At 70.6% G+C, this 21761-nt stretch carries 21 protein-coding genes; 5 read left to right on the top strand and 16 right to left on the bottom strand.

Going from position 1 to position 21761, the window contains the following annotated elements; genetic code table 11:
* The first annotated feature begins 3 nt into the window (after nucleotides 1-3).
* On the top strand, nucleotides 4-864 hold the full coding sequence (locus ACFWBQ_RS00275) for a sugar phosphate isomerase/epimerase family protein (RefSeq protein ID WP_385482198.1): 861 nt from the start codon (nucleotides 4-6) through the stop codon (nucleotides 862-864).
* A 323-nt stretch (nucleotides 865-1187) separates the two neighbouring features.
* Here the strand turns inward: ACFWBQ_RS00275 and ACFWBQ_RS00280 are convergent, their stop codons facing one another.
* From ACFWBQ_RS00280 to ACFWBQ_RS00300, 5 genes are read right to left on the bottom strand one after another with little or no spacing between them, the layout of a single operon-like run.
* Entirely contained in the window at nucleotides 1188-1817 is a 630-nt protein-coding gene (locus ACFWBQ_RS00280) for a hypothetical protein (protein ID WP_385482201.1), read from the bottom strand.
* Nucleotides 1814-3307, bottom strand: coding sequence for an ATP-binding protein (locus tag ACFWBQ_RS00285; RefSeq protein ID WP_385483121.1), 1494 nt, complete (start codon nucleotides 3305-3307; stop codon nucleotides 1814-1816). Before ACFWBQ_RS00285 ends, ACFWBQ_RS00280 begins: the two co-directional genes overlap by 4 nt.
* 29 nt (nucleotides 3308-3336) lie before the next feature.
* Nucleotides 3337-4020, bottom strand: coding sequence for a response regulator (locus tag ACFWBQ_RS00290; RefSeq protein ID WP_385482204.1), 684 nt, complete (start codon nucleotides 4018-4020; stop codon nucleotides 3337-3339).
* A gap of 41 nt (nucleotides 4021-4061) precedes the next feature.
* The gene (gene murJ, locus ACFWBQ_RS00295; protein WP_385482207.1) at nucleotides 4062-5801 is read right to left on the bottom strand and encodes a murein biosynthesis integral membrane protein MurJ; all 1740 of its coding nucleotides are present in this window, start codon (nucleotides 5799-5801) and stop codon (nucleotides 4062-4064) included.
* Nucleotides 5726-6898, bottom strand: coding sequence for a lipid II:glycine glycyltransferase FemX (locus ACFWBQ_RS00300; RefSeq protein ID WP_385482210.1), 1173 nt, complete (start codon nucleotides 6896-6898; stop codon nucleotides 5726-5728). Before ACFWBQ_RS00300 ends, murJ begins: the two co-directional genes overlap by 76 nt.
* Before the next feature lie 192 nt (nucleotides 6899-7090).
* Between ACFWBQ_RS00300 and ACFWBQ_RS00305 the strand changes: the two genes are divergently transcribed.
* Nucleotides 7091-8284, top strand: coding sequence for an Ig-like domain-containing protein (locus tag ACFWBQ_RS00305; protein ID WP_385482212.1), 1194 nt, complete (start codon nucleotides 7091-7093; stop codon nucleotides 8282-8284).
* 213 nt (nucleotides 8285-8497) lie between these two features.
* Here ACFWBQ_RS00305 and ACFWBQ_RS00310 read toward each other — a convergent pair whose 3' ends face one another.
* Genes ACFWBQ_RS00310 through ACFWBQ_RS00320 form a run of 3 tightly spaced genes read right to left on the bottom strand, consistent with a single transcriptional unit; the run spans nucleotide 8498 to nucleotide 11239 of the window.
* Nucleotides 8498-9334 (bottom strand): ABC transporter ATP-binding protein, encoded by an 837-nt coding sequence (locus ACFWBQ_RS00310; protein WP_385482215.1) that lies wholly within the window; start codon nucleotides 9332-9334, stop codon nucleotides 8498-8500.
* Nucleotides 9331-10350, bottom strand: a complete 1020-nt coding sequence (locus ACFWBQ_RS00315) for an ABC transporter substrate-binding protein (RefSeq protein ID WP_385482217.1) — start codon at nucleotides 10348-10350, stop codon at nucleotides 9331-9333. The genes ACFWBQ_RS00310 and ACFWBQ_RS00315 overlap by 4 nt, the downstream gene beginning before the upstream one ends.
* A 25-nt stretch (nucleotides 10351-10375) precedes the next feature.
* Nucleotides 10376-11239 (bottom strand): ABC transporter permease, encoded by an 864-nt coding sequence (locus ACFWBQ_RS00320; protein WP_385482220.1) that lies wholly within the window; start codon nucleotides 11237-11239, stop codon nucleotides 10376-10378.
* A gap of 241 nt (nucleotides 11240-11480) precedes the next feature.
* On the opposite strand from ACFWBQ_RS00320, the gene ACFWBQ_RS00325 reads away from it, so the two are divergent.
* Nucleotides 11481-12503, top strand: coding sequence for a LacI family DNA-binding transcriptional regulator (locus tag ACFWBQ_RS00325; protein ID WP_385482223.1), 1023 nt, complete (start codon nucleotides 11481-11483; stop codon nucleotides 12501-12503).
* Between the two features lie 13 nt (nucleotides 12504-12516).
* Here ACFWBQ_RS00325 and ACFWBQ_RS00330 read toward each other — a convergent pair whose 3' ends face one another.
* The 7 genes from ACFWBQ_RS00330 to ACFWBQ_RS00360 form a co-directional block, all read right to left on the bottom strand.
* Nucleotides 12517-13098, bottom strand: a complete 582-nt coding sequence (locus ACFWBQ_RS00330) for a GAF domain-containing protein (RefSeq protein ID WP_385482226.1) — start codon at nucleotides 13096-13098, stop codon at nucleotides 12517-12519.
* The gene (locus ACFWBQ_RS00335; RefSeq protein ID WP_385482229.1) at nucleotides 13095-13715 is read right to left on the bottom strand and encodes an ATP/GTP-binding protein; all 621 of its coding nucleotides are present in this window, start codon (nucleotides 13713-13715) and stop codon (nucleotides 13095-13097) included. Before ACFWBQ_RS00335 ends, ACFWBQ_RS00330 begins: the two co-directional genes overlap by 4 nt.
* Entirely contained in the window at nucleotides 13693-14064 is a 372-nt protein-coding gene (locus ACFWBQ_RS00340) for a DUF742 domain-containing protein (protein WP_385482232.1), read from the bottom strand. The genes ACFWBQ_RS00335 and ACFWBQ_RS00340 overlap by 23 nt, the downstream gene beginning before the upstream one ends.
* A gap of 2 nt (nucleotides 14065-14066) precedes the next feature.
* Complete coding sequence (locus tag ACFWBQ_RS00345) at nucleotides 14067-14501, bottom strand: roadblock/LC7 domain-containing protein (RefSeq protein ID WP_385482235.1); 435 nt, start codon at nucleotides 14499-14501, stop codon at nucleotides 14067-14069.
* Entirely contained in the window at nucleotides 14498-16486 is a 1989-nt protein-coding gene (locus ACFWBQ_RS00350) for an ATP-binding protein (protein WP_385482237.1), read from the bottom strand. The genes ACFWBQ_RS00345 and ACFWBQ_RS00350 overlap by 4 nt, the downstream gene beginning before the upstream one ends.
* Before the next feature lie 541 nt (nucleotides 16487-17027).
* Nucleotides 17028-18224 carry an MBL fold metallo-hydrolase gene (locus ACFWBQ_RS00355; protein ID WP_385482240.1) on the bottom strand — a complete coding sequence of 399 codons (1197 nt, stop codon included), beginning with the start codon at nucleotides 18222-18224 and terminating at the stop codon, nucleotides 17028-17030.
* 112 nt (nucleotides 18225-18336) lie between these two features.
* Nucleotides 18337-18777, bottom strand: coding sequence for a PPOX class F420-dependent oxidoreductase (locus ACFWBQ_RS00360; RefSeq protein WP_385482243.1), 441 nt, complete (start codon nucleotides 18775-18777; stop codon nucleotides 18337-18339).
* A gap of 531 nt (nucleotides 18778-19308) precedes the next feature.
* Between ACFWBQ_RS00360 and ACFWBQ_RS00365 the strand changes: the two genes are divergently transcribed.
* Nucleotides 19309-20511 carry a Glu/Leu/Phe/Val dehydrogenase dimerization domain-containing protein gene (locus tag ACFWBQ_RS00365; protein ID WP_385482247.1) on the top strand — a complete coding sequence of 401 codons (1203 nt, stop codon included), beginning with the start codon at nucleotides 19309-19311 and terminating at the stop codon, nucleotides 20509-20511.
* 143 nt (nucleotides 20512-20654) lie between these two features.
* Here the strand turns inward: ACFWBQ_RS00365 and ACFWBQ_RS00370 are convergent, their stop codons facing one another.
* The gene (locus ACFWBQ_RS00370; RefSeq protein WP_385482250.1) at nucleotides 20655-20978 is read right to left on the bottom strand and encodes a hypothetical protein; all 324 of its coding nucleotides are present in this window, start codon (nucleotides 20976-20978) and stop codon (nucleotides 20655-20657) included.
* Between the two features lie 21 nt (nucleotides 20979-20999).
* On the opposite strand from ACFWBQ_RS00370, the gene ACFWBQ_RS00375 reads away from it, so the two are divergent.
* Nucleotides 21000-21611: a TetR/AcrR family transcriptional regulator gene (locus ACFWBQ_RS00375; RefSeq protein WP_385482253.1), complete on the top strand. Its 612-nt coding sequence runs from the start codon at nucleotides 21000-21002 to the stop codon at nucleotides 21609-21611.
* Nucleotides 21612-21761 lie beyond the last annotated feature (150 nt).

Consider the following 21761-nt stretch of genomic DNA (forward strand, 5'->3'; position numbering starts at 1 on the left):
GGCATGAACGGCACACGGAGAGCGTTTCTCGGTTCGGCCCTGGGCGTCGCCGCAGCAGCAGCAGCAGTGGGGACGGCACCGGCTGCGGCCGCCCCGTCAGGCTGCCGCAGGCGCATCCCCCCGTCCGGCATCGGCATGCATCTCTACACGATGCGTTCGGTGCTGGCTACGGACTTCGGGGGCACACTGGAGCGGCTCGCCGAGATCGGCTACGCCACGGTCGGGGTGAGCGGACGGCACGGCAACAGTGCGGCAGACATCCGCCGCATGCTCGACGGGAGCGGGCTCGAAGCGGTCCTCGAACACGTCGCGTACGACATCGTCAGGGGCGCAGGGCTGCCGCAGGCACTGGAGGACATCCACACACTGGGCGGCCGGTGGATCGTCGTGCCCAGCCTGCCGGGTTCCCTGCACTCGCCGGCCGGATACCGGGAAGTGGCCAGGGAATTCAACAGGGCCGGACAGGTCGCGCGCGACGCCGGGCTGAAGCTGCTCTACCACAATCACGGCAGCGATCACGAGGTCGTGGACGGGGTGAGCCTGTACGACATCCTGCTCGCCGAGACCGATCCCGAACTCGTCGGTTTCGAGCTGGATCTGTACTGGGCGGCGAACGGCGGCGCCTCGGCTCCGGGTGAACTCTTCGTACGTCATCCCAGGCGTTTTCCCGCACTCCATGTGAAGGACATGGCGCCCGACGGAGGCTTCGAGGATGTCGGGTCGGGCGTGTTGGACTTCCCCGCGATGTTCGACACGGCGCGGCGGGGCGGAGTGAAGCAGTGGCTGGTGGAGCACGACGCACCGGCCGACCCGTTCGCCTCGGCGCTCGCCAGCTATAGGTACCTGTCGCAACTGCGGTACTGAGGCGGGCGCGGACCGTCCCCGTGAGGAGCGCATCTCCTCCCGGGGACGGTCCGCGTTTCCGTGGGCGTCGAGCAGTTCCCGTACCGGGCGAAGGTGGCGTCCAGGGCGTCAGGGAGCGGCGTGGGGACCAGCCGCAGGTGGTCGCGGTCGTAGCCCTTGGCCGTGTGCAGCTTGGCCGGTCGCCTGCCTCGAAGTCCGCGGCGGAAGCGGGGACGTTGCCGCCGTCAGACCCCTCGCACTGTCATCGCTCGGAATTCACCAGGTGGGCACGGTCCGGGGGCTCCGGGCCCGTGGCGCAGACATCGCGTCACGAGCCCCGCCTATCAGCTCGGATCCGCCCCGGTCACGCTCGGCGTCCGCGTCCTGGGCTGCGTCGGCGTCCGCCAGGTGTCGCAGCGCTCGGGCGCCAGCGCGCCGTCCTTACCTCGCAGTGTCACCATGACTCTGCCGTCCGGGCTCTCCGCATACGCGACGGTGCAGACGAGCTGACGTCTGGCCGGCCCGTTCAGGCCGTTCAGGGGGCCCGCGCCGGCGACGTCGACCACGTCCCCGGCGAGCGAGATGCGGACATCGGCGGCCGGGGCGGTCAGGGACGGATCGTTGCGCAGGCCTGCCCGGCGCTCCGGCTCCTGGGGGCCCGCCACCAGCGCGGCCACGGTCTTCTCGGTCGGCGGCCGGGCGTCGGGGTCCACCGCGTCGGCCTTGTCGTCGGAGTCGCGGTACGCGCCGCCGGAACCGAATCCCGCCTCGTCCCCGCCGCCCACGATCCGGGTCACCGGCATCAGGGTGCCGTCGGGGGAGAGGAAGAAGAGCAGCATGCGGACCTGCCGCGCCGGGAGTACGTCGATGGTCGCCGGGCCGCTCGCCCCTATGACATCCGTTTCCTGGATGCCGCAGGCGGTGAGCGCCGCCAGCGCCGCCACGACTGCGGCAGGACGAAGTCGCGGCCTCATTGCGATGCCTCCCTCTCGCCGGGGTGGGTGCGCAGCGGTATCTCGACCGTGAAGACCGCTCCGCCCTGCGGCCGGTTCGCCGCCCGGACGGTACCGCCGTGCAGCCCCACGTTCTCCTGCGTGATCGCGAGTCCGAGACCGCTGCCCTCCGAGCGGCTGCGGGCCGCGTCGGCCTTGTAGAACCGGTCGAAGATGTGCGGCAGCACCTCGGGCCGGATGCCGGGACCGTTGTCGGTGACCTCGGTGACCAGCACCTCCGCCCCGTCCGCGGCCGAACCCGTGTCCAGCCGAACGGTGACGGGCTCGCTGCCGTGCCGTAGCGCGTTGCCGACCAGGTTGGCGACCACGACATCGAACCGGCGCGGGTCGAGGCGGATCCGGATGCCCTCGCGCAACTCGGTGCGGACGCGGTCGTCCCAGCGCCGGTGATGGAGGGTCTTGCGAACGGTTTCCGCGGCGTCGACCTCGTCGGTGTTCAGCTCGGCGGCGCGGGCGTCGAAGCGGGAGATCTCCATCAGGTCCTCGACGAGCACGGCGAGCTTGCCGGTCTCCGCGCTGATCAGCCGGACCGCCCGCGCGGTGTCGGGGTCGAGGCTGTCGGCGTCCTCGTCGAGGACCTCGGTGACGGCGAGCATGCCGGCGAGGGGGGTGCGCAGTTCGTGCGAAACGTCGGAGGCGAACCGGCGGGCGCGCGCCTCGGCCTGCTGGAGCTCGTCGACGGAGCGTTCCAGCTGGCCGGCCGACTCGTTGAACGTACTGGCCAGGTCGGCGAGTTCGTCGCTGCCTCTGACCCGGATACGGGTGTCGAACCGTCCGCTGCCCATGGAACGGGCCGCCCTGTTCAGTGCGCGGACGGGGCGCAGCACACTGCGCGCCGCGATCAGCGCGGGTATGAGGGCGATGGCGAGGCCGGGCAGCGCGCCGTTGCGGGCCGCGGTGAGCAGGGCGTCGACATCGTGCTGTTCGTCGGTCATCCTCATCACCGCGAACAGGAGAAGCCCGGTGGGCAGGCTGCTGCCGCTCACGCCGGTCCTGGTGACGACGGGCATGCCGATGGTGAGGTAGGGAATGTCGTTGCTGACGACCCTCTGGAAACCGCCGTGCGGTGTGGACAGGGTGATACGGCGCAGCTCGGGTGTGACCACCGAGGAGGTGGGGTTGGTTCCGGAGGAGACGCGCAGCGAACCGTACTCGGCGAAGACGATCCAGGGGTGCGGTTTCGCCTTGCCCGCGATGGCGAAAAGAGACTCCCGGAGCGTGTCGGGGTCCACCGGCAGCGTGGGGGCCAAGGTTTCGGCCTGCTCACGGAAGGACGTCACCGCGGTGTCCTGGGCACCCGCGAGGACGGCGCTGCGCGCCTCACGGTAGGTGAGTGCGGCGGTCGTCCCGGCGCTGACCGCGGCGACCAGCAGGAACGCGAGGACGAGGCGGGTACGCAGTCCGAAGGGCGCTGTGCGGCGCAGCCGGTCGGCGCGCGGAGCACGGAACACGGCGCGGGAGGGGCGGGCGCCGGTGGCGGTCACAGGGGTCCGAAGCGGTAGCCGAAACCCCGCAGGGTCTGTATGTAGCGTGGCGTGCCCGGTGTGTCCTCGATCTTGTTGCGCAGCCGTCGTACGCAGGCGTCCACGAGGCGCGCGTCGCCGTGGTAACTGTGCTCCCACACGTACTCCAGCAGTTGCTGACGGCTGAACACCTGCTCGGGCGCGGCCGACAGATGCAGGAGCAGCTTGATCTCGGACGGGGCGAGCGCGACGCGCTCACCCTTTTTCGCGACGGTGAGCCCGGCGCGGTCGACGGCAAGGTCGCCGTGGAACTCCACCGCGGGCCGGCCGCCGCCGGGCTCCTCGATCCTGCGCAGCACGGCACGGATGCGGGCCTCGATGACTTCGGTTCGGGCAGGTTTGACGATGTAGTCGTCGGCACCGGCCTCCAGGCCGACGACGACATCGAAGTCGTCGCCGCGGGCGGTGAGCATGATGATCGGCAGCTGGCTGTCCTCCCGTACCCGGCGGCAGACCTGCACCCCGTTCATTCCCGGGAGCATCAGATCGAGCAGCAGCAGGTCGGGCCGGAACTCGCCGAGGGCGGCGAGGCCGGCTTCGCCGGTGGCTGCGGTCCGCACCTCGTGGCCGCGGCGGCGCAGCCCGAGTTCGACCCCTTCGCGTACGGAGGGGTCGTCTTCGATGAGGAGCACGCGTGGCATGGGCAAAGTATCCCTGGGAGACGGGTGGTTGGGCGGACTGGTCACGGCCTGCGGCGGAGACGGGTGGTGGTGCCCGTGACGAGCGCGGCGATCTCGGTCAGCCGCAGGGGGCGGGCCAGCAGGAGAAAGACGGCGCCGATGGCGAGCGCTCCCGCCCCGGTGGCTGCGGCCGCCCCGCCCGGGGCCGCCCAGCGCGCGGTGACGTATCCGAGCAGCGTCGCGGGTACGGCGGCGAGCAGCAGCCGGGCCTGCACGGCGACGGTGGCGGAACGCCACAGTCCGGGCGCCCGCGCGTCCCGCGCCACGAGGCTGCGGTTGAGCACGAAGGCGGTGGCGGCCCAGCCCGCGAACAGCGCCAGCGAGTACGCCCCGGCGATGCCGGTCACCGCCCAGCGCGCCGGGAGCAGCGCGTACGCGGTCGCGGACAGGCCCGCGTTCAGGCCGGCGATCACCAGGTTGAGGAGGAAGGGGGTACGTGTGTCGGACAGGGCGTAGAACGTGCGGGAGAGGACGTACTGCCCCGAGAAGGCGATCAGCCCCGGCGCGAACGCCATCAGCGTGCCTGCCATGACGGCGATGTCGCCCGCGTCCGTCTCGCCGTACTGGAAGACGAGCGCCATAGCGGGCTGGGCCAGGGCGAACAACACGCACGCCGCAGGAACGACGGCCGCCGCACTGGTGCGCAGGGCGTACGAGAGGTCGCGTCGTATCCCCGTCGTGTCGCCGTCGGCGGCGGCCGCGCTCATCCGGGGTATCAGCGCGGTCACCAGCGACACCGTGATGATGCCGTGCGGCACGGCCCACAGCAGATAGGCGTTGTTGTACGCGCTGAAACCGGCGCCCCCGTCGATGCCGGCCGTCTGCGCGCGCAGGCCCGCCGCGGTGGCCAGCCGGGTCGTGACCCAGTACGCCGCCTGGTTGGTGAGCACCAGGAGCACCAGCCAGCCGGCGGACCGCAGCGGGCGGGTGAGCCCGCTGCCGCGCCAGTCGAAGCGGGGACGGAAGCGGAAGCGGGCCGCGCGCAGGGCGGGTACGAGGGCGAGGGCCTGGACGGCGATGCCCGCGGTGGTTCCCCAGCCGAGCAGCGCTGTCTCGGCCGCGGTGAGCGACCCGCCGTCGCCGGTCACGAGGTAGAGGCCGAAGACGGCGATGACGACGACGTTGTTGAGAACGGGCGTCCACATCATCGCGCCGAACCGGCCGCGCGCGTTGAGTACTTGGCCGAGCAGGGTGAACAGCCCGAGGAAGAAGATCTGCGGCAGGCAGTAGCGCGCGAAGGCGACCGTCGTGGTGGCCTGTCCGCCCGTGTAGTCGGTGTACGCGCCGACGATCGCGGGGGCGCCCCACACCGCCGACCCGGTGATCACCAGCAGGGCGAGGGTGCAGACGGTGAGCAGCCGGTCGGTGTAGGCCGCCCCGCCGTCCTCGTGCTGCTTTGCGGCCTTGACGAGTTCGGGTACGAAGACGGCGTTGAGGGCGCCACCGAGGAGCAGCATGTAGACGATGGTGGGGACGGAGTTGCCCACCGCGTACCCGTCCGCGGCCAGCCCGAGTCCGAGTGACGCGGCGACCACGGCGGACCGCACGAACCCGGTCGCCCGGGAGACGACCGACCCGGCGGCCATGATCGCGCCGCTGCGCAGGACGGACGGCGTCCGGGGCGGCGCCGTCCCGTCGGACACGGGCGTCGTGGTGGCCTGCGCGCTCACCGGCGCGCCAGGTACGCCTGGAATGCGCGGTGGAGCGCATGGTTGGCCGTGCCGTCCAACGCTCTCTCCCATTCCCCCAGCGTCTCGACGACCTCGCCTCCGGTGCCGAGCTTCCAGCGCAGCAGTCCGTGGGAACGGTCGTCGGGATCGAGGGTCGAGGGTACCCCGCGCATGTCGTAGACGTCGGCGCCCAGCGCCTGGGCGTCGAGCAGCATGCGCCACTGCAGCAGGTTGGAGGGGCGCACCTCGCGGCGGTGGTCGGCGGAGGCGCCCGTCTGGTACCAGACCCGGCGGCCCACGTGGAGCATGGCGTGCGCTGCCAGTGTCTCGCCCCTGTGACGGGCCAGGTAGAGCTTCATCCGGCCGGGCTCCTCCGCATTGAGCGCCGCGTACTGGCGCTCGTAGTACTCCAGCGACCTGCCGAGCCGGAAGCCGTCGCGCTCCTCGGTGATCCGCAGCAGACGGTAGAACTCGGGCAGGTCCGCCGCACCGCCGACCACGACCTCGACCCCTGACTTCTCGGCACGGCGGACATTGCGCCGCCATTCCTGGTTGAGCCCGGACCACAGGTCGTCCGGTCCGCGCCCAACGAGCGGCACCTGGAAGACGTGGCGCGGCTGCGCGTCCCCGTCCTCCTCGCCGCCGCACCGCTGCCATCCCCGGGCGCGCAGCCGCTCGGCGACCGCCGTGCCCAACGGGTCGACCTGGCTCGCGAGAACATCGGAGAGCCGCCGGCCGGGCCCCGTCGCCGACTTGACCCGCGCCGCGCTCCAGCGGCGGTACGCCGGCGAGGGCCCGATCCGTACGGCGAAGGCGCCCGCCGCACGCAGGTGCCGCAGCAACGGGCGGAGCCAGCCGTCGATGCCGGGGTCCGCCCAGTCGGCGACGGGCCCCTCCGGCAGGTACGCGAAGTACTTGCGGGTGCCGGGCAGTTGACGCAGCAGGACGAGCGCCGCACCGGACAGCCTGCCGGACTCCCGCTCCGGCCCCCAGCCCACGAGCTGCGCGCGCCAGCCGTCCTTGACCTGCGCCCAGGACGGGCACTGGAGGAATCCGGGGCCCAGCTCCTCCCCCTCGCCGGATGCCAGAAAGGCGCGGTACACGGCGGGGGTGACGGGCCCCAGTGATATCTCATGGCCGCGGTCGGCCGTCACAAGCAGCGCTGACACGGTGCGAGCCTCTCTCTGGGCGGAATACCGCCGATGCTCACAGGCCTCCGTGACCGCTCCGCGCGCCGTATGTGACCGGACGACGACCGTTTCTCTGCAGTCGCCGTCACACGGCAGCATCCCCTCTCACCTGCGGATCCTCCGTCCTACAGTCGATGTGTCCCCACCGATCGACCATGAACGGAGGCTCCGTTGAGCCATATACGGGTGCGCATCGCGGCGGTCGCGGTGCTACTGGCACCGCTCGCCGCCTGTTCGCCGGGGTCCGGCTCCGACGCCACGGCCCGGAACGCCGCCCACGGCGGTACGGAGGCGGCACGGGACCGCCCCGCGACCGTGACCGTGGTGCCCGAGGGCCGAGGGGTCAGGGCCGGCGTGACGGTGAAGGTCACCGCGGCGGGCGGCACGCTCACCTCGGTCACCGTCGCCGACGGCGACGGTCACGCGCTGCGCGGCACGGTCTCCGCGGACGGAGCGAGCTGGGTGTCCCTGCGCAAGGCGGCACCCGGCACCTCGTACACGGTGACCGCCACCACCGCGGCGGAGGCCGGTACGAAGAGCACCACCACTTCCGTGTTCACCACGGCCGGGGCCGCCAAGGTCAACAAGGTCGACTGGCGGCCGGGGGCGAACACGACCGTCGGCATCGCCCAGCCGGTCTCCCTCGTCTTTGACCGTCCGGTCACCGACAGGGCCGAGGTCGAGAAGCAGTTGAAGATCACCACCTCGGACCGGACCGAGGGTTCCTGGGGCTGGATGAAGGACTGGTCCGGCCGGGACCGGGTCGACTGGCGGCCGAAGGAGTACTGGAAGCCCGGTACGAAGGTCACCCTCGACGCCCAGCTGAACGGCACCGACTCCGGAGACGGCGGCTGGTTCGTCCGCGACTACTCGACCACGTTCACCGTCGGCGCGAGCCAGGTCGCACAGGTCGACCTCGACCGCAAGCTGCTGACCTTCGAACGGGACGGCAGGACGGTTCGCACGATCCCGGTCTCGGGTGGCACGCCCGGCGGCGACAAGCGTTCCTGGCGGGGCACCGCGGTGCTGATGGCCAAGGAGGGCACGATCAACATGAATTCGGAGACCGTCGGTCTCGGCGACTCCTACGACAAGATGGTCGACAGCTCGATGCGGCTCACCTGGTCCGGCATGTACGCGCACGCCGCACCCTGGAACGGCCAGTGGTTCGGCAAGGCCAACATGAGCTCCGGCTGCATCGGCATGAGCGATACCGACGCCGCCTGGTTCTACGGCCAGGTCCGCCCCGGCGACCCGTTCGAGATCACGGGCCGCGACACGAAGGGCACGGTCGCACCGGGCAACGGCTTCGGTGACTGGAATGTGCCGTGGGACCGATGGCAGGCGATGAGCGCCCTGCGCTGACCACCTCATCCGGCACCTGACCGGGCCCGTCCCCCGGATCGGGGGCACGGCTGCACGGGTCGGTCGGCCGGTCGGCCCGGAGGCTACCGGGCAGTCGGCGACACGCTGCTGACCGCGCAGCCGAGCATGCCGGCGGACGCGTTCGCAGGGGCGTGAGCGCCGGCCCGAACCGGGACCGCGTCGCACGGTGACATCCGTGCGACGCGATCCGGATCAGTCGTGTGCCGAGGCCGCGCCCAGCAGGTCGCGGATGTGCGTTGCCGCCGCGTGGAACTCCGGGCGCCCGAGGGTCTCGCTGTACGCACGCTCGGCGGGCAGACCCACCTCGATGATCTCCGTGATGGTGCCCGGACGCGGACTCATCACCACCACCCTGTCGGCCAGGTAGACCGCCTCGGAGATCGAGTGCGTCACCAGCAGCACGGTGGTCCCCGTCTCCCGCCAGATCCGGTTGAGCTCCATGTTCATCTGCTCTCGCGTCAGGGCGTCGAGCGCACCGAACGGCTCGTCCATCAGCAGCACCGGCGGTTCGTGCAGCAACGCCCGGCACAGCGCCACCCGTTGCTGCATTCCGCCGGACAGCTCGTGCGGATACGCGTCCTCGAACCCGCTGAGACCCGTCATCCGGATCAGGGCGTCGGCCCTCGCGCGTGCCTCGGCCGGCACCATCTTCCTGATCTCCGCCTGGAGCAAAATGTTGCGGCGCGCGGAGCGCCATTCGAGGAGAGCGGCGCGCTGGAACACGTAACCGATGTCATGGCGTGGCCCCTTGACCTGCTCTCCGCCGACCCGGACGTCGCCCGCGGACGGGCTCAGCAGTCCGGCGACCAGCTTGAGCAGGGTCGACTTCCCGCATCCCGAGGGGCCCACGATGGCGACGAATTCACCCGGCTTCACATCGAGCGACACCCCCTGGACCGCCGTGACATCGCGGTCCCTGCCGCGGAACCTGACCGAAACGTCCGTCAGTCCGACGGCCGGGGTGACCGTCACCCCTCCGTCCGCCTGCCGCGGCTGCCCCGTCCTCGTGTCCTCCTTCGACATCGTCATCCCCTCAGCGCCGACTTCTGGTCCCAGTAGTCCGACACGGCCTTGGGCTCACTGACCATGCCCGCCTCGGCGAAGACGTCGATGGTCTGCTGCCAGTCGGCGTCGGTGTTGACTCCGGGCGCCTTGCCCTGGGTCGAAGCGGTGTGCAGCAGGGTGAGCGTCGTGGCGAACTGCTCCGCCAGGACGGTCTTCGGCGGCAGTTGCTCCGAGGCACCCTCCATCGAGCTGACGGCCGGCTCCGGGGCCTTCTCCGCCGCCGCCCACGACTCGCTGACCGCCTGCACCATGCGCTTGGCGAGATCGGGCCGGGAAGCCAGGATCTTCTGGCCGGCGAGCAGGCCGTTGGAGTAGAAGTTCAACCCGTGGTCGGAGAAGCGCAGATACGACACGGGCTTGTTGGCCTTGTGCTGCATGGTGGGGCCCTGGTCGCTGGCATAGCCGAGCAGACCGTCGGTCTTTCCCGAAATCACCGCGGCGATCTTGCCCGCCGGGTCGGTGTTCTGGACCTTGACGTCCGAATCGCTCATCCCGTTCTTCTTCAGGAAGATCGGGAATGTCTTGGAGAGCGCGTCACCGGCGGTCCCGGCGATGGTTTTCCCCTTCAGATCCGCGGGCGTCTTGATGCCCTTGGCGTCGAAGGACTGCACCGAGGCGGGGGTGGTCTGGAGGAAGACACCGAGACTCTTCACCTTGACGCCGCTGTCGACCCCGGCGAGCAGCGCAGGGGTGTCGGCCCATCCGAAGTCGGTCTGCCCGGCGGCGGTCGCCTGCACTGTCTTCTGCGATCCCTGGCCGGCCTGGATCTTCAGGTCGATGCCGTGCTTCTCGAAGATCTTCTGCTGCTTGCCGTAGTAGAACGGCGCGTGCTCGCCGTACGGATACCAGTTGAGTGTCAGCGTGACCTGGTCGAGCTTCTTGCCCGAGTCGCTGGTGGTGGTCGCCGGATCGTTCCCGCCGCAGGCGGTGACCATCAGGACGAGGGGGACGACACCGATCAGGAGTCTGCGCGCATGCATGGGCTTGGCCCTTCTCACAACGAGGTCAGTACGAGGTGGTGGCAGAGGTGTCCCTGCGGCTGGCGTGCCACGGGAGCAGGAGTTTCTCGGCGATCTCGACGGCGACGAAGAGGACGACGCCGATCAGGGACATCACGAGCAGCCCGGCGAAGAGCATCGGGGTGTCGAGGTTGCCGTTGGCCTGGAGAATCACATAGCCGAGTCCTTCGTTGGCGCCGACGAACTCGCCGACGACCGCGCCGGTCACAGCCAGCGTGACCGCGACCTTGAGCCCCGAGAAGAGATGGGGCAACGAGGCCGGGAAGCGAATCTTCAGGAAGGTCTGCCAGGGTTTGGCGCCCATGGTCGCCGACAGCTGGAGCATTTCCGGGTCGACCGCCTTGAGGCCGGTGACCATGGAGATCACCACCGGGAAGAAGGCGATGAGGACAGCGATCAGGATCTTCGGCGCGATACCGAATCCGAGCCAGACGACGAACAGCGGGGCGATCGCGATCTTGGGGACCACCTGTGCGAAGAGCAGGATCGGATAGAGCGTCCGCTCGACGGTCGACGAGTAGACCATGACCACGGCCGCCAGTACGCCGACAGCCACCGCGATGAGGAAGCCGAGCAGCGTTTCGTAGGTGGTCACCCAGGTGTGCTGCCACAGATAGCTCGTCTTGCCTGTGAGCACGTCGAGCGTCGCGCCGGGTGACGGTACGAGATACGGCTCCACGAGCTCGGCCGCTGCGATCACCCACCAGACGGCGAAGCACGCCAGCAGCAGCGCGACGGGACGCCAGCTCTGCTCGGCCGCGCGGGCGAGCTGCTCCCCCACGGAGGGGCCTGCCCGCCGGGTGACTCCCGCAACTTCTGCGGGGCTCTTGGCCAAAGCACTCTGGCTCACTGCGAACTCCCTGCATTTGGGGGTGAGTTGTGGATAGCCGGCAATTCTCAAGTGCCTGAGAAGGCGCTTTCAGAAAGCGCTTTCTGGTAAGGTGTGGCCACGCTAATGACTCATGGCACGCACGGTCAATAGGTCGTCCCGAAGTTGGGGCCCTGCCACCACGGCACCCCCGGGGGTCGAGTTGAGTGAACGGGAAGCACCGATCCACCCGGTTGTGCGGCCTCGCACACCGGCTGCGCACGTGACGCTCGACGCCGTGGCCCGCGAGGCCGGGGTCTCGCTCGCCACCGCGTCGCGTGCGCTCAACGGCACCACCCGGGTCCGCGACGACCTGCGGGAGCGGGTGCGCACCGCGGCCGGCCGGCTCGGCTACATCCCGAACGCCCATGCCCAGGTTCTGGCCGGCGCCGGCAGCAACCGTACGGTGGGCGTCATCTGTCACGACGTCAGCGACCCGTACTTCGCCGGGGTCGCCAGCGGTGTGATGCGGGCGGCGGCCGAGCAGGACCTGCTGGTGATGCTGGCCTCCACCTTCCGTGAGCCCTCCCGGGAGATCGCGTACGTGTCCATGCTGCGGGCCCAGCGGGCCCGCGCGATCCTGCTGATCGGCTCCGGCTTCCAGGACCGGGCGTGGGAGCGCGCCATGGACGCCGAGCTGGCACCCTACGTACGCGTCGGCGGACGGGTGGCCGTGGTCAGCCGGCACCGCAGCCTGCGGGTGGACACCGTTCAGCCCGAGAACCGTGCGGGTGCTGCCGCGCTCGCACGGTCACTGGTGACGCTCGGGCACCGGAAGTTCGCGGTGCTCACCGGACCCCCGGCGCTGACGACGGTCTCCGACCGGCTCACGGGCTTCCGGGAAGGGCTCGCGGAGTCGGGCATCGCTCTCGAGCTGGTCGTGGAGGGCGCGTTCACCCGGGAGGGCGGCCATCAGGCCGCGCGCCGACTGCTCGCCCGCGAAGGGCCCAGGCCGACGTGTGTGTTCGCGGTGACCGATGTGATGGCCGTCGGCGCGCTGGCCGCACTCCGGGAGGAGGGACTCCAGGTGCCGGGGGACGTGTCGCTTGCGGGGTTCGACGACATCCCCCTCGTACGGGAACTGTCGCCGCCGCTCACGACAGTTGCCCTGCCGCTCACCGCCATGGGTGAGAGCGTGATCGCGCTGGCGCTGAGGGAACCGGCGAGCGGGCACCGGTCGCGGGTGGTCCGCGTCGACGGCGAGGTGGTCCTGCGCGCCAGCACGGGCAGGCCGCCGGCGGGATGACCGCCGGCCGGGGTCAGCCGTGGGCCCCCTCCAGGCGGTCGATCTCCCCGACGAGCTCCCGCGCCAGCAGCTTGATGGTGTCCAGCCCCGCCCGGCCCCAGGGGCGCGGCACGGTGTCGACGGCGCAGACCGTACCCAGTGCGACGCCCGTACGGTCGATCAGCGGAGCTCCGAGGTAGGAACGGATTCCTATGTCGTCGACGACCGCATTGCCTGCGAACCGCGGGTAGTCGCAGACGTCCTCCAGCACAAGGGCCTTCCGCCGTACGAGGACATGCGGGCAGTAGCCGTGATCCCTGGCCAGATGGCGGACGCTGCTGCCGCTGCCCGCTGCGGCCGCGCCGAGGTCGGACCCCTTCCGTGTGCCGACCGGGGTGTGCAGCCCGGCGAAGAACTGCCGGTTCTCATCGATGAAGTTGACCATCGAGAACGGCGTTGCGGTCACTTCGGCCACCCTGTCCGCGAAGGCGTCGAAGCTGACGAACGACGTGTCGGTGCGCTCCCCCAGCCCGAGCCTGCGCAGCCGCGCGACCCGGACGGGTCCGTCCCGGTCGACGGGCGTGAGCAGGGGCCGTTCCGTCCCGTAGGGGATCATGGATGCGCTCCGAAGCCGGAGAGCGGTGCCGGGGCGGTGGCGTTGATGAGGTGCTGGACCAGGGTGACGAGCGCCCCGGTGCCCGAGCTGGCGATCCGGGCGTCGCAGAGCACGACCGGTACCTCGGGCCCGAGGTCGAGGGCGGCCCGCACCTCGTCGGGCTCGTAGCGGTAGGCGCCGTCGAACTCGTTGACCGCGACGACGAATCCGATACCCCGCCGCTCGAAGAAGTCGACGGCTGCGAAGCACTCCGCCAGCCGGCGTGTGTCGGCCATCACCACAGCGCCCAGCGCCCCCTTGGACAGTTCGTCCCACATGAACCAGAACCGCTCCTGGCCGGGGGTGCCGAAGAGGTAGAGCACATGCTGCGCGGAGAGCGTGATCCGGCCGAAGTCCATGGCCACGGTGGTGGCGGTCTTGGACTCGATGCCCTCGAGGCTGTCGGTCGCCACACTGACCTGGGTCAGTAGCTCCTCGGTGCTCAGCGGCGCGATCTCGCTGACGGCGCCCACGAACGTCGTTTTGCCGACGCCGAATCCGCCGGCGACCAGGACCTTGAGGGCCACGGGAAAGTATTCGGAGCTTCCGGTCCTGTCAGAGCTGTCGTCGTAGACCATCGAGCACTGCCTCCAGCAGGGATCGGTCGGTGGGCATGTCATGGAATGCGGGGGCGTGCGCGGTGACCGCGCCGCAGTCGACCAGGTCGGACAGGAGCACCTTCGTGATGACGGCGGGCAGCCGGAGATGCGCGGCGATCTCGGCCACGGACGTCGGGCCGCCGCACAGCCCCAGCGCCACGGTGTGCTCGGGTCCGAGGTGTACCTGTGGCTCGCTCCCCGTAGCCATCACCAGGGAGAGCAGATCGAGCACGGTGGTCGGCCGGGTCCGGCCGTTGCTCACGGTGTACGGGCGGATGAGCCGGCCGGCCGCGTCGTCGAGCAACGGCCCGTCCTGCGGGGCCGGCACTCTCACAACCCCGGGGTGAACGGAGCTCCGGCGGCTTGCCGGAGCGGGGTCGTCAGGTACGGGCGGACACTCTTGACCAGCATGGCCATTTCGTAGCCGAGCACCGCGGCATCCGCTTCGCGGCCGGACAGGACCGCGAGACAGGTGCCGGATCCGGCGGTCGAGACGAACAGGAGCGTCGAGTCGAGCTCGACCACGACCTGCCGCACGTCTCCGTTGTCACCGAACCGGGCGCCCGCGCTGCGGCCGAGGGAGTACAGGCCCGCGGCCAGGGCCGCCATGTGGTCGGCACTGTCGGCGTCCATGCCGTGGACGGACTTCACCAGGCCGTCGGCCGAGAGCAGGACCGCGCTGCGCGTGTAGGGCACGCGCTGGACCAGCCCGCTCAGCAGCCAGTCGAGGTCCGAGACCTGACCGGACGGCATATCGCTCGTCATGGTGACTCCTTGAAGGTGTTCTCGGTTCGTGGATCCGATTCGGGCAACGGGCGGCCCAGGAGGTCCTCCTGGAGCTCCTCCGTACCGGTCTGCGCCGCCGCGAGGCCGCGGACCGGCAGCGGGGCCGGGCGAGGGGTCCGCTGCGCGCCGACGGAGGGGAACCGGCCGGGCGTCGTACCGGGCCCGATGTCCGGCGTCGCAGGCTGCGGGGGGCCGTCGGCGGGCTCGTAGGAGCTTGCGAGCTCCGGGTCCTCGGCCGACTGGGCCTCGGCGAGGTCGACCCCGCGCCGGAAGGCGGCCATCAGACCCGGGTCGTGCAGGGCGTTCTCGTCCTCGGTACGCGGGACGGGGGCTTCCCTCAGTTGCGGTACCAGGTGCTCCTGGTTGCTGCGCCTGGGGAGCTGGGGACGGCCCGGGGCATCGCCGGGGGCACTCGTGGCCGCCACCGCGCCGTTCCGGGGCGGGGCCACCTCGGTGCGGGCGTCGCTGTCCTGGAAGGAGCCCGTACCGGGCGGGGCCACAGCAGGATTCGGACGGTCGACCCGCTCGGCACGGAGCGGCAGCGGTGGCCCCTCTCCCGGGCGCCGTGTCTGCCGGGGTGGCTGGTCCAGCCGCAGAGGGGGCTGGACCGCCTGTGACAGTGGCGGGGGCTGTGCCGCCGGGGGCAGGGGGACGTCGTCCCGGGCGGGAGGCCGGTGTACGGCCCCGGGCGGGGGAACCGGCGCAGCGCCTGCACCTGGAGCGGTGTCGTCGTCGATGCCCAGGAGTACCTGCGGCAGTACGAGCACCGCCTGCGTGCCGCCGTAGATATTGCTCTGCAGCCGTACGGCGATTCCGTGTCTGCGCGCCAGTGACGCGACGACGAACAGCCCGATACGGCCGTCCTGGAGCAGATGGGCGACATTGACCTGGTCGGGGTCGGCGAGCAGGGTGTTCATCCGCTTCTGCTCGGGTCCCGGCATGCCGAGCCCGCGGTCCTCGACCTCCAGGGCTAGCCCTGCGGTCACGCGCTGGGCACGGAGCAGCACCTGGGTGTGCGGGGCGGAGAACACGGTGGCGTTCTCCACGAGCTCGGCCAGCAGATGGATCACGTCGGCGACAGCATGTCCGCGCAGGGTGCCGTCGATAGGAGGCACCAGTTTGACCCGCGGGTACTGCTCGACCTCCGCGATCGCCGAGCGCAGCACCTCGGTCATGGTCACCGGGTTGCTCCACTGCCGCCGCGAGACGGCCCCGCCGAGCACCGCGAGGTTCTCGGCGTGCCTGCGGATGCGGGTGGCGAGATGGTCGACGTGGAAGAGGCCCTTCAGCAGATCGGGGTCCTCGACCTCATGTTCCAGCTCGTCAAGAATCTGAATCTCCCGGTGCACGAGGGACTGCAGCCGCCGTGCCAGGTTGACGAAGACCTCGACCTTCTGTTCGTTGCCGGTGCTCCTGAACATCTCGGACGCCTGGACGACGGCCGCCATCGCCCCGTCCTGCACGCGGCCCATCTCCTGGGCGAGCAGGTCGAAGGCATCGGCGTCGGGGGCGGCGGGCCGGGCGGCGGGCCGGGCCGGCACGGGTTCACCGCCACGGAGCTGTTCCACGAGCCGCTGCAGCTCGGCGTGGTGCTGGGCGCCGGTGTGCCGGAGCGCGAGACACCGGCCGACGACCCCGGCCGAGATGCGGTTCGCACCGAGGAGGGCCGCGGCCACGGCCGCGACGGCCAGCGCCCCGGAACCGCCGAGCGCCGCCAGGAGGCTGCCGGAGGGTCGCACTCCCGAGGAGCGGACGGTGAAGATGACGGCCGCGGCCCCGCTCAGCACGGCGGCAATGGCGGGCAGCACGGCAGCGCGCAGCAGCTGTGGTCGCATTCGGGCGTCGGGGGCGGGCTGCACGGCACGCGGCCGACTGGGGGCCGAGTGCGAACGGCCACTCGGGCGGCCGTGCCGTCCGCCTTCGCGGCGTTCGGGTCGCGCGGTGGGTGCGCGAAGTTGAGACATCATCGTCCTCGGTACGTGGGGCACCAGGAATCGGCATTCGTGTGGTGACACCTACGGTGGTCGGTCAGGCCAGGGTCAACGGCTGGGCAGGCTCGACCGATATGAGCCCACCGTTGATCACCGGCAACACACGGTAGTCGTCAAACGCCCATGCCCGGCGTGCAGTTGTCGAACTTGCCCGCCAGGCGTCCCGCTCTGGTATGACGTCTCGCACGGGCAGCCGAATACACCTGGGGCCATCTTCGGCGGGACGATCGACACCCGAATGGACACACGAAAGAAGCGAGAGTCGGGACGGCCCGAACTCTCGCTTTCTCACAATTCCAGCTTGTCATTCCGGCGCGGACTTCCGACTTCGCCTCGCAGCCCGGTCAGGACCTGCGCCCACCACGGCTCGGACGGGATGCGTTCCGGTGCCGCCCGATGACGCCTGACCACTACCGCAGCGACGACGATCTCAAGATCGTCGGAGTGTTCGGGCCGACGGAGAAGCCGCCCGGCATCATCGAACCGTCGGCTTCGTGGGACGCGATGCCCGAGATCAGCGCTCGCCCGCCAGATCGAGCTCGTCCTGGGGCGCCGGTGCGCCGTCCGCCCCCACAGAGACACGCCACGGGCGCGCAGCAGGCTGGGACACCGACCGCCACCAGCGATCGGCGGGGACCTTCCCCGCCGGCTCGAAAGGCTCTCCGGGCTGCGGGAACGCCACCGCCTGCCCCACTTCCTCGGCGACGTCCTTCGTCCACTCCGCCGGCTCGGCCCACGGGTGCGGGGCGAGGTTGAAGGTGGCCCAGTGGATCGGCAGCAAGGCCCCGAGCGGCCGGCCGCCCTGCAGGTCCAGATGTGCCTGCACGGCCTCGGCGGGTGTCATGTGGATGTCCGGCCAGTACTCCGAGTAGGCACCGAGCTGGATCATCGTCGCGTCGAACGGTCCGTGCTCGGTACCGATGTCCCGGAAACCGGAGAAATAGCCGGTGTCACCGCTGTGGTAGATCCGGTGCTCCGGCCCCGCGACGGCCCAGGACGCCCAGAGAGTGTGCTGCTGGTTGCGCAGCCCGCGCCCGCAGAAGTGACGCGCGGGTGTGGCGGTCAGACTGATGCCGGCGATCCGTACGGTCTCGTTCCAGTCGAGCTCGTGGATCCGGTCGAGGGGCACACCCCAGCGCTCCAGATGCGCGCCGACGCCGAGGGGCACCGCGAAGACCGTGTCCGTCCCCGCCAGGGTCCGGATCGTGGGCAGGTCGAGGTGGTCGTAGTGGTCGTGCGAGATCACGACGACATCGACGGGCCCGAGCGCAGCGAGCGGGAGGGGCACGGGGTGCAGCCGCTTCGGCCCGGCGAAGGCGAACGGTGAACAGCGCTCGCCCCAGACCGGGTCGAAGAGCACCCGACGCCCGTCGATCTCGGCGAGCACACTGGAGTGACCCATCCAGGTCAGCCGCAGTCCCGTGGCCGGCGGCTCGGCCAGATCGGCGAGCGTGGTCGCGTGGACGGGCACGGTGCCGTTCGGCGACCTGCGGGCACGCTCCTCCCTGCGGAAATAGACCTTGGCGAATTCGAGCATGGAACCTGACGGCCTGGTCCGTGCCCCCTCGGGGTTCCGGAAGACTCCGTCGGCGAAATTGGGCGAGCGTGTGATGCGCTCCATCCGGGCTCCGGCCGGATCCGCTCCGAAGGCGTCGGGCCGCAGCGAGCGGAGTCTCGTTCGGAGGGAAGGCTGGTTGTCGGCGCCGGTCACAACATCTCCTGAGGAGTCGGTGTCGTCCCATTATGGACGGGGGGTACGACAGGGCAAGAAAAGGGCGGTGAACGGAGCAACTCCGACGGCACCGCCGCCGGAGAGCGTCGCGTCAGGCGCGCGGCTGCCCGTAGACATGCTCGATCCGTAGCGTCAGGACAACCCTGCGGTCCCGGACCATCGCCTGTCGGTAGTCGTCCCAGTCCGGGTGCTCGCCCCGGACATCACGGTAGAGCGTGATCAGCTGCTCCACGGTCGCGTCGTGAGGATCCGCGGCGCACGGGGTCAGCTCGGCGGTGGCGTCGACGACGGTCCACGCCCATCGGTCGTCACTGGTCACGTGGTAGCTCGCGCGCGGGTCCCGGCGGAGATTGCGGGTCTTGGCCCGGCCCTCGGTGATGGAGACCCGGATCACGCCCTCGTCGGGGTAATAGGCGTGGTTCACGTTGGACAGCTGGGGCCTGCCGTCCTGCTTGAGGGTGACCAGCACCCCGCCGTCGTGCTCGCCGACGAGTCGGAGCAGCGCTGCGTGCCCGGGTTCGATGTCCGTCATGCAGACTCCAACGTCCCTGCGCGCCCCAGGATTCCGCATTCCGTGCCTGCGATGTCACATCCGGCGTGCACGAGGGTCTTCGTCCCCTTGCGGGCCACCGCTCACCACACGCAGGTCCTCCGCGCAGCGGAGGTCGTGGAGGACACCGAGGTCACGACCGTGCCCCCAAGGCAGCGGGCGAGACGGCCCCGTCGAGCTGACGACCATGATCTCCGTGGAGAACACCCGTGCGCACGAATTCCGCGCTCGGCCTGACGACCCAGGGGTCCAAGGACCCTTGCGAGGTGCCGCGGCCGGTGGGCCACCGAGATCGACGGCACGGAACCGGCCGGACGGCCACCCGGTCCCGGCGGCACGGAGCCTGTTCGACCACTGAGCCCGTCGACAGGGAACCGGGTCGGCCACGTAGCCCGTCGGCGCGGAGGCTGTCGGCCACTGAGCTCGTCGGCGGCACGGATTCCTTTTGACAGGGGCGCCACCAGCTCTCGATACTGACCAGCCATTCAGTACGACCGATCGAGGAGCCGCCGGATGACACCCCCTTCCCCCGCCCCGCTCATCTCCCTGACCTGGACGGACCACGTCACGGGCCGCAAGGGGTACCTGGTCGTCGACCGGCTGGTGCGCGGAGTCTCCAGTGGCGGTCTGCGGATGCGGGAGGGCTGCACCCTCGACGAAGTGGCGGGCCTCGCCCGTGGCATGACCATGAAGGAAGCGCTGCACTTCGATGCCGACGACGGACAGGCGCGCTACATCCCGCTGGGCGGCGCCAAGGGGGGCATCGACTGCGATCCGCGCGAACCCGAGGCGTACGGCGTGCTGGTCCGATACCTGCGGGCGGTGCGCCCCTATATCGAGAGCGTCTGGACGACCGGCGAGGATCTCGGGCTCACCCAGGACCTCGTCGACCGGGCCGCGGCCGAGGCAGGGCTCGTCTCGTCGGTCCAGGCGGTCTTCCCGCTGCTCGACGACGAGACAGCTGCCCGCAGGCGGCTGGCGGACGCGTTCGCCGTCACGGTGGACGGGATCGGGCTGGACGAGCTGGTGGGCGGATGCGGAGTGGCGGAGTCCGCGCTCGCCGCACTGGACCGGGCGGGCATCGCGTACCGCGATGCCCGGGTGTCCGTGCAGGGGCTCGGCACCATGGGCGGCGCGACAGCGCGCTTCCTCTCCCGGGCCGGGCTCAGGGTCGTGGCGGTCGCCGACATCAAGGGCACGATCGCCAATCCGGCCGGCCTGGACGTGGAAGCCCTGCTGGCCTCCCGGGACGCGTACGGGACGGTGGACCGGAGCGCCCTACGGGACGGGGACCATGAGCTGCCTGCCGACGCCTGGCTGACCACCGACGCGGAGGTACTGGTCCCGGCGGCCGTCTCCTACGCAGTCGATGACGTGAACCAGGCCTGGATCCGCGCCCGTTGGGTTGTCGAGGCAGCGAACATGCCGGTACTGCCGGAGGCGGAGGTACTGCTGGCCGCGCGCGGGATCACGGTCCTGCCCGATGTGGTCGTCAACTCCGGTACGAACGCCTGGTGGTGGTGGACCCTGTTCGGCGACATCGGGGCCGACGCGGAGGAGGCGTTCGGACACACCCGCCGCTCGATGCGCGCCCTGATCGACCGGATGCTGGCCCGCGCCGAGACCGACGGCTGCACTCCGCGGGAGGCGGCCCACGCAATCGTCGCGGACCGGCTGCCGGTGATGGCGGAGCGGTTCGGCTGGTACGCGCAGTAAGGGTGTGAGGCGCGCCCTCTTCGGGCCCGCCGCCGGAGGCCACGGCGTTTTGACGCCATGGCAGCTTCCCGCCGGCTCCGGCCGCTGCCGCTCAGTCATGGTCCTGTCACTCCCACCTCAACACCCCGTTGGAACAGACGAGTTCACGAGGTGAGAAGGAGACGGACCAGATGGGAAGCGGCCTGCTGGTACGCCACGGACGGAACCGACTGGAAGCAGGCCACGACATTCCGCGGAGCGGACGGCCGGTGGAGCGTCACCGTGCCGGCTGCCGGTACCGCCAAGGTCGACCTCAGGACGACGGTGACGGACCGGTGGGGTGCGTCCCTGACGAAGACGCTGACCGACGCGTACACCTCGGGCTGCGCCGACATCTGGTGCTGGCCGGCGCCTGCTGACCGCACCGCGGCCGGATCGAGGAAAGGGGACGGGTCCGTACGGGCCCGTCCTCCGCCCGTCGTGATCACGGCGTTGGTTAGGGTGGCCGTGTGGCAAGAGTGCGGCTGAGTGTGGCGGAGCGACGTGAGGACCTCCTGCGCGCTGCCGTGGAACAGATCGAGGTCCGGGGTGTGTCCGCGGTGCGGATCGCCGATGTGGCGTCCGTCCTCGGAGTGAGCAACGCACTCGTGCTGTACCACTTCTCGTCCAAGGAGAAACTGGTGGCGGCCGCGTTCGCCTACGCCGCGGAGGCGGATCTCGCCCATCTGCGCAGGCTGCTGTCACGCCGCACGACCGCGGTCCGGCGCCTGCGGGCCGCCGTTCGCTGGTACGCGCCGACCGGTCAGGCCAAGGGCTGGCGACTGTGGATCGAGGGCTGGGCGTCCTCCCTGCGCGATCAGGCACTGCGCGAGGTGGCCGGAGATCTCGACCAGCAGTGGAAGGCGGAGCTGGCCGAGGTCATCGAAGAGGGCGCCGCAGCCGGTGAGTTCGACTGCGACGATCCGATGTCCGTGGCCTGGCGGCTGACCGCTCTCCTGGACGGGCTGGCCGTCCAGATGACGTCGTACGCGGGTCCGCTCTCCCGGACCACCATGCTGCGGTGGACCGAGGAGGCGCTCGCCCGTGAACTCGGCATCGATCATGACGTCCTGACGGCCTGACCCCTACGACGGCAGCTCCCGGCGCGCGCTCGGCCCGGTACGGTTACCCGCCACGGACACACTCGGTGGAACAGCCCCGCCCCGGCGCTCCCTCCCCGCCATCACTCGCTGAATGCACTGGTCACGAGCGTCAGAAACGCGCGTGACCAG

The organism is Streptomyces sp. NPDC060035, assembly GCF_042736635.1.
GTDB lineage: Bacteria > Actinomycetota > Actinomycetes > Streptomycetales > Streptomycetaceae > Streptomyces.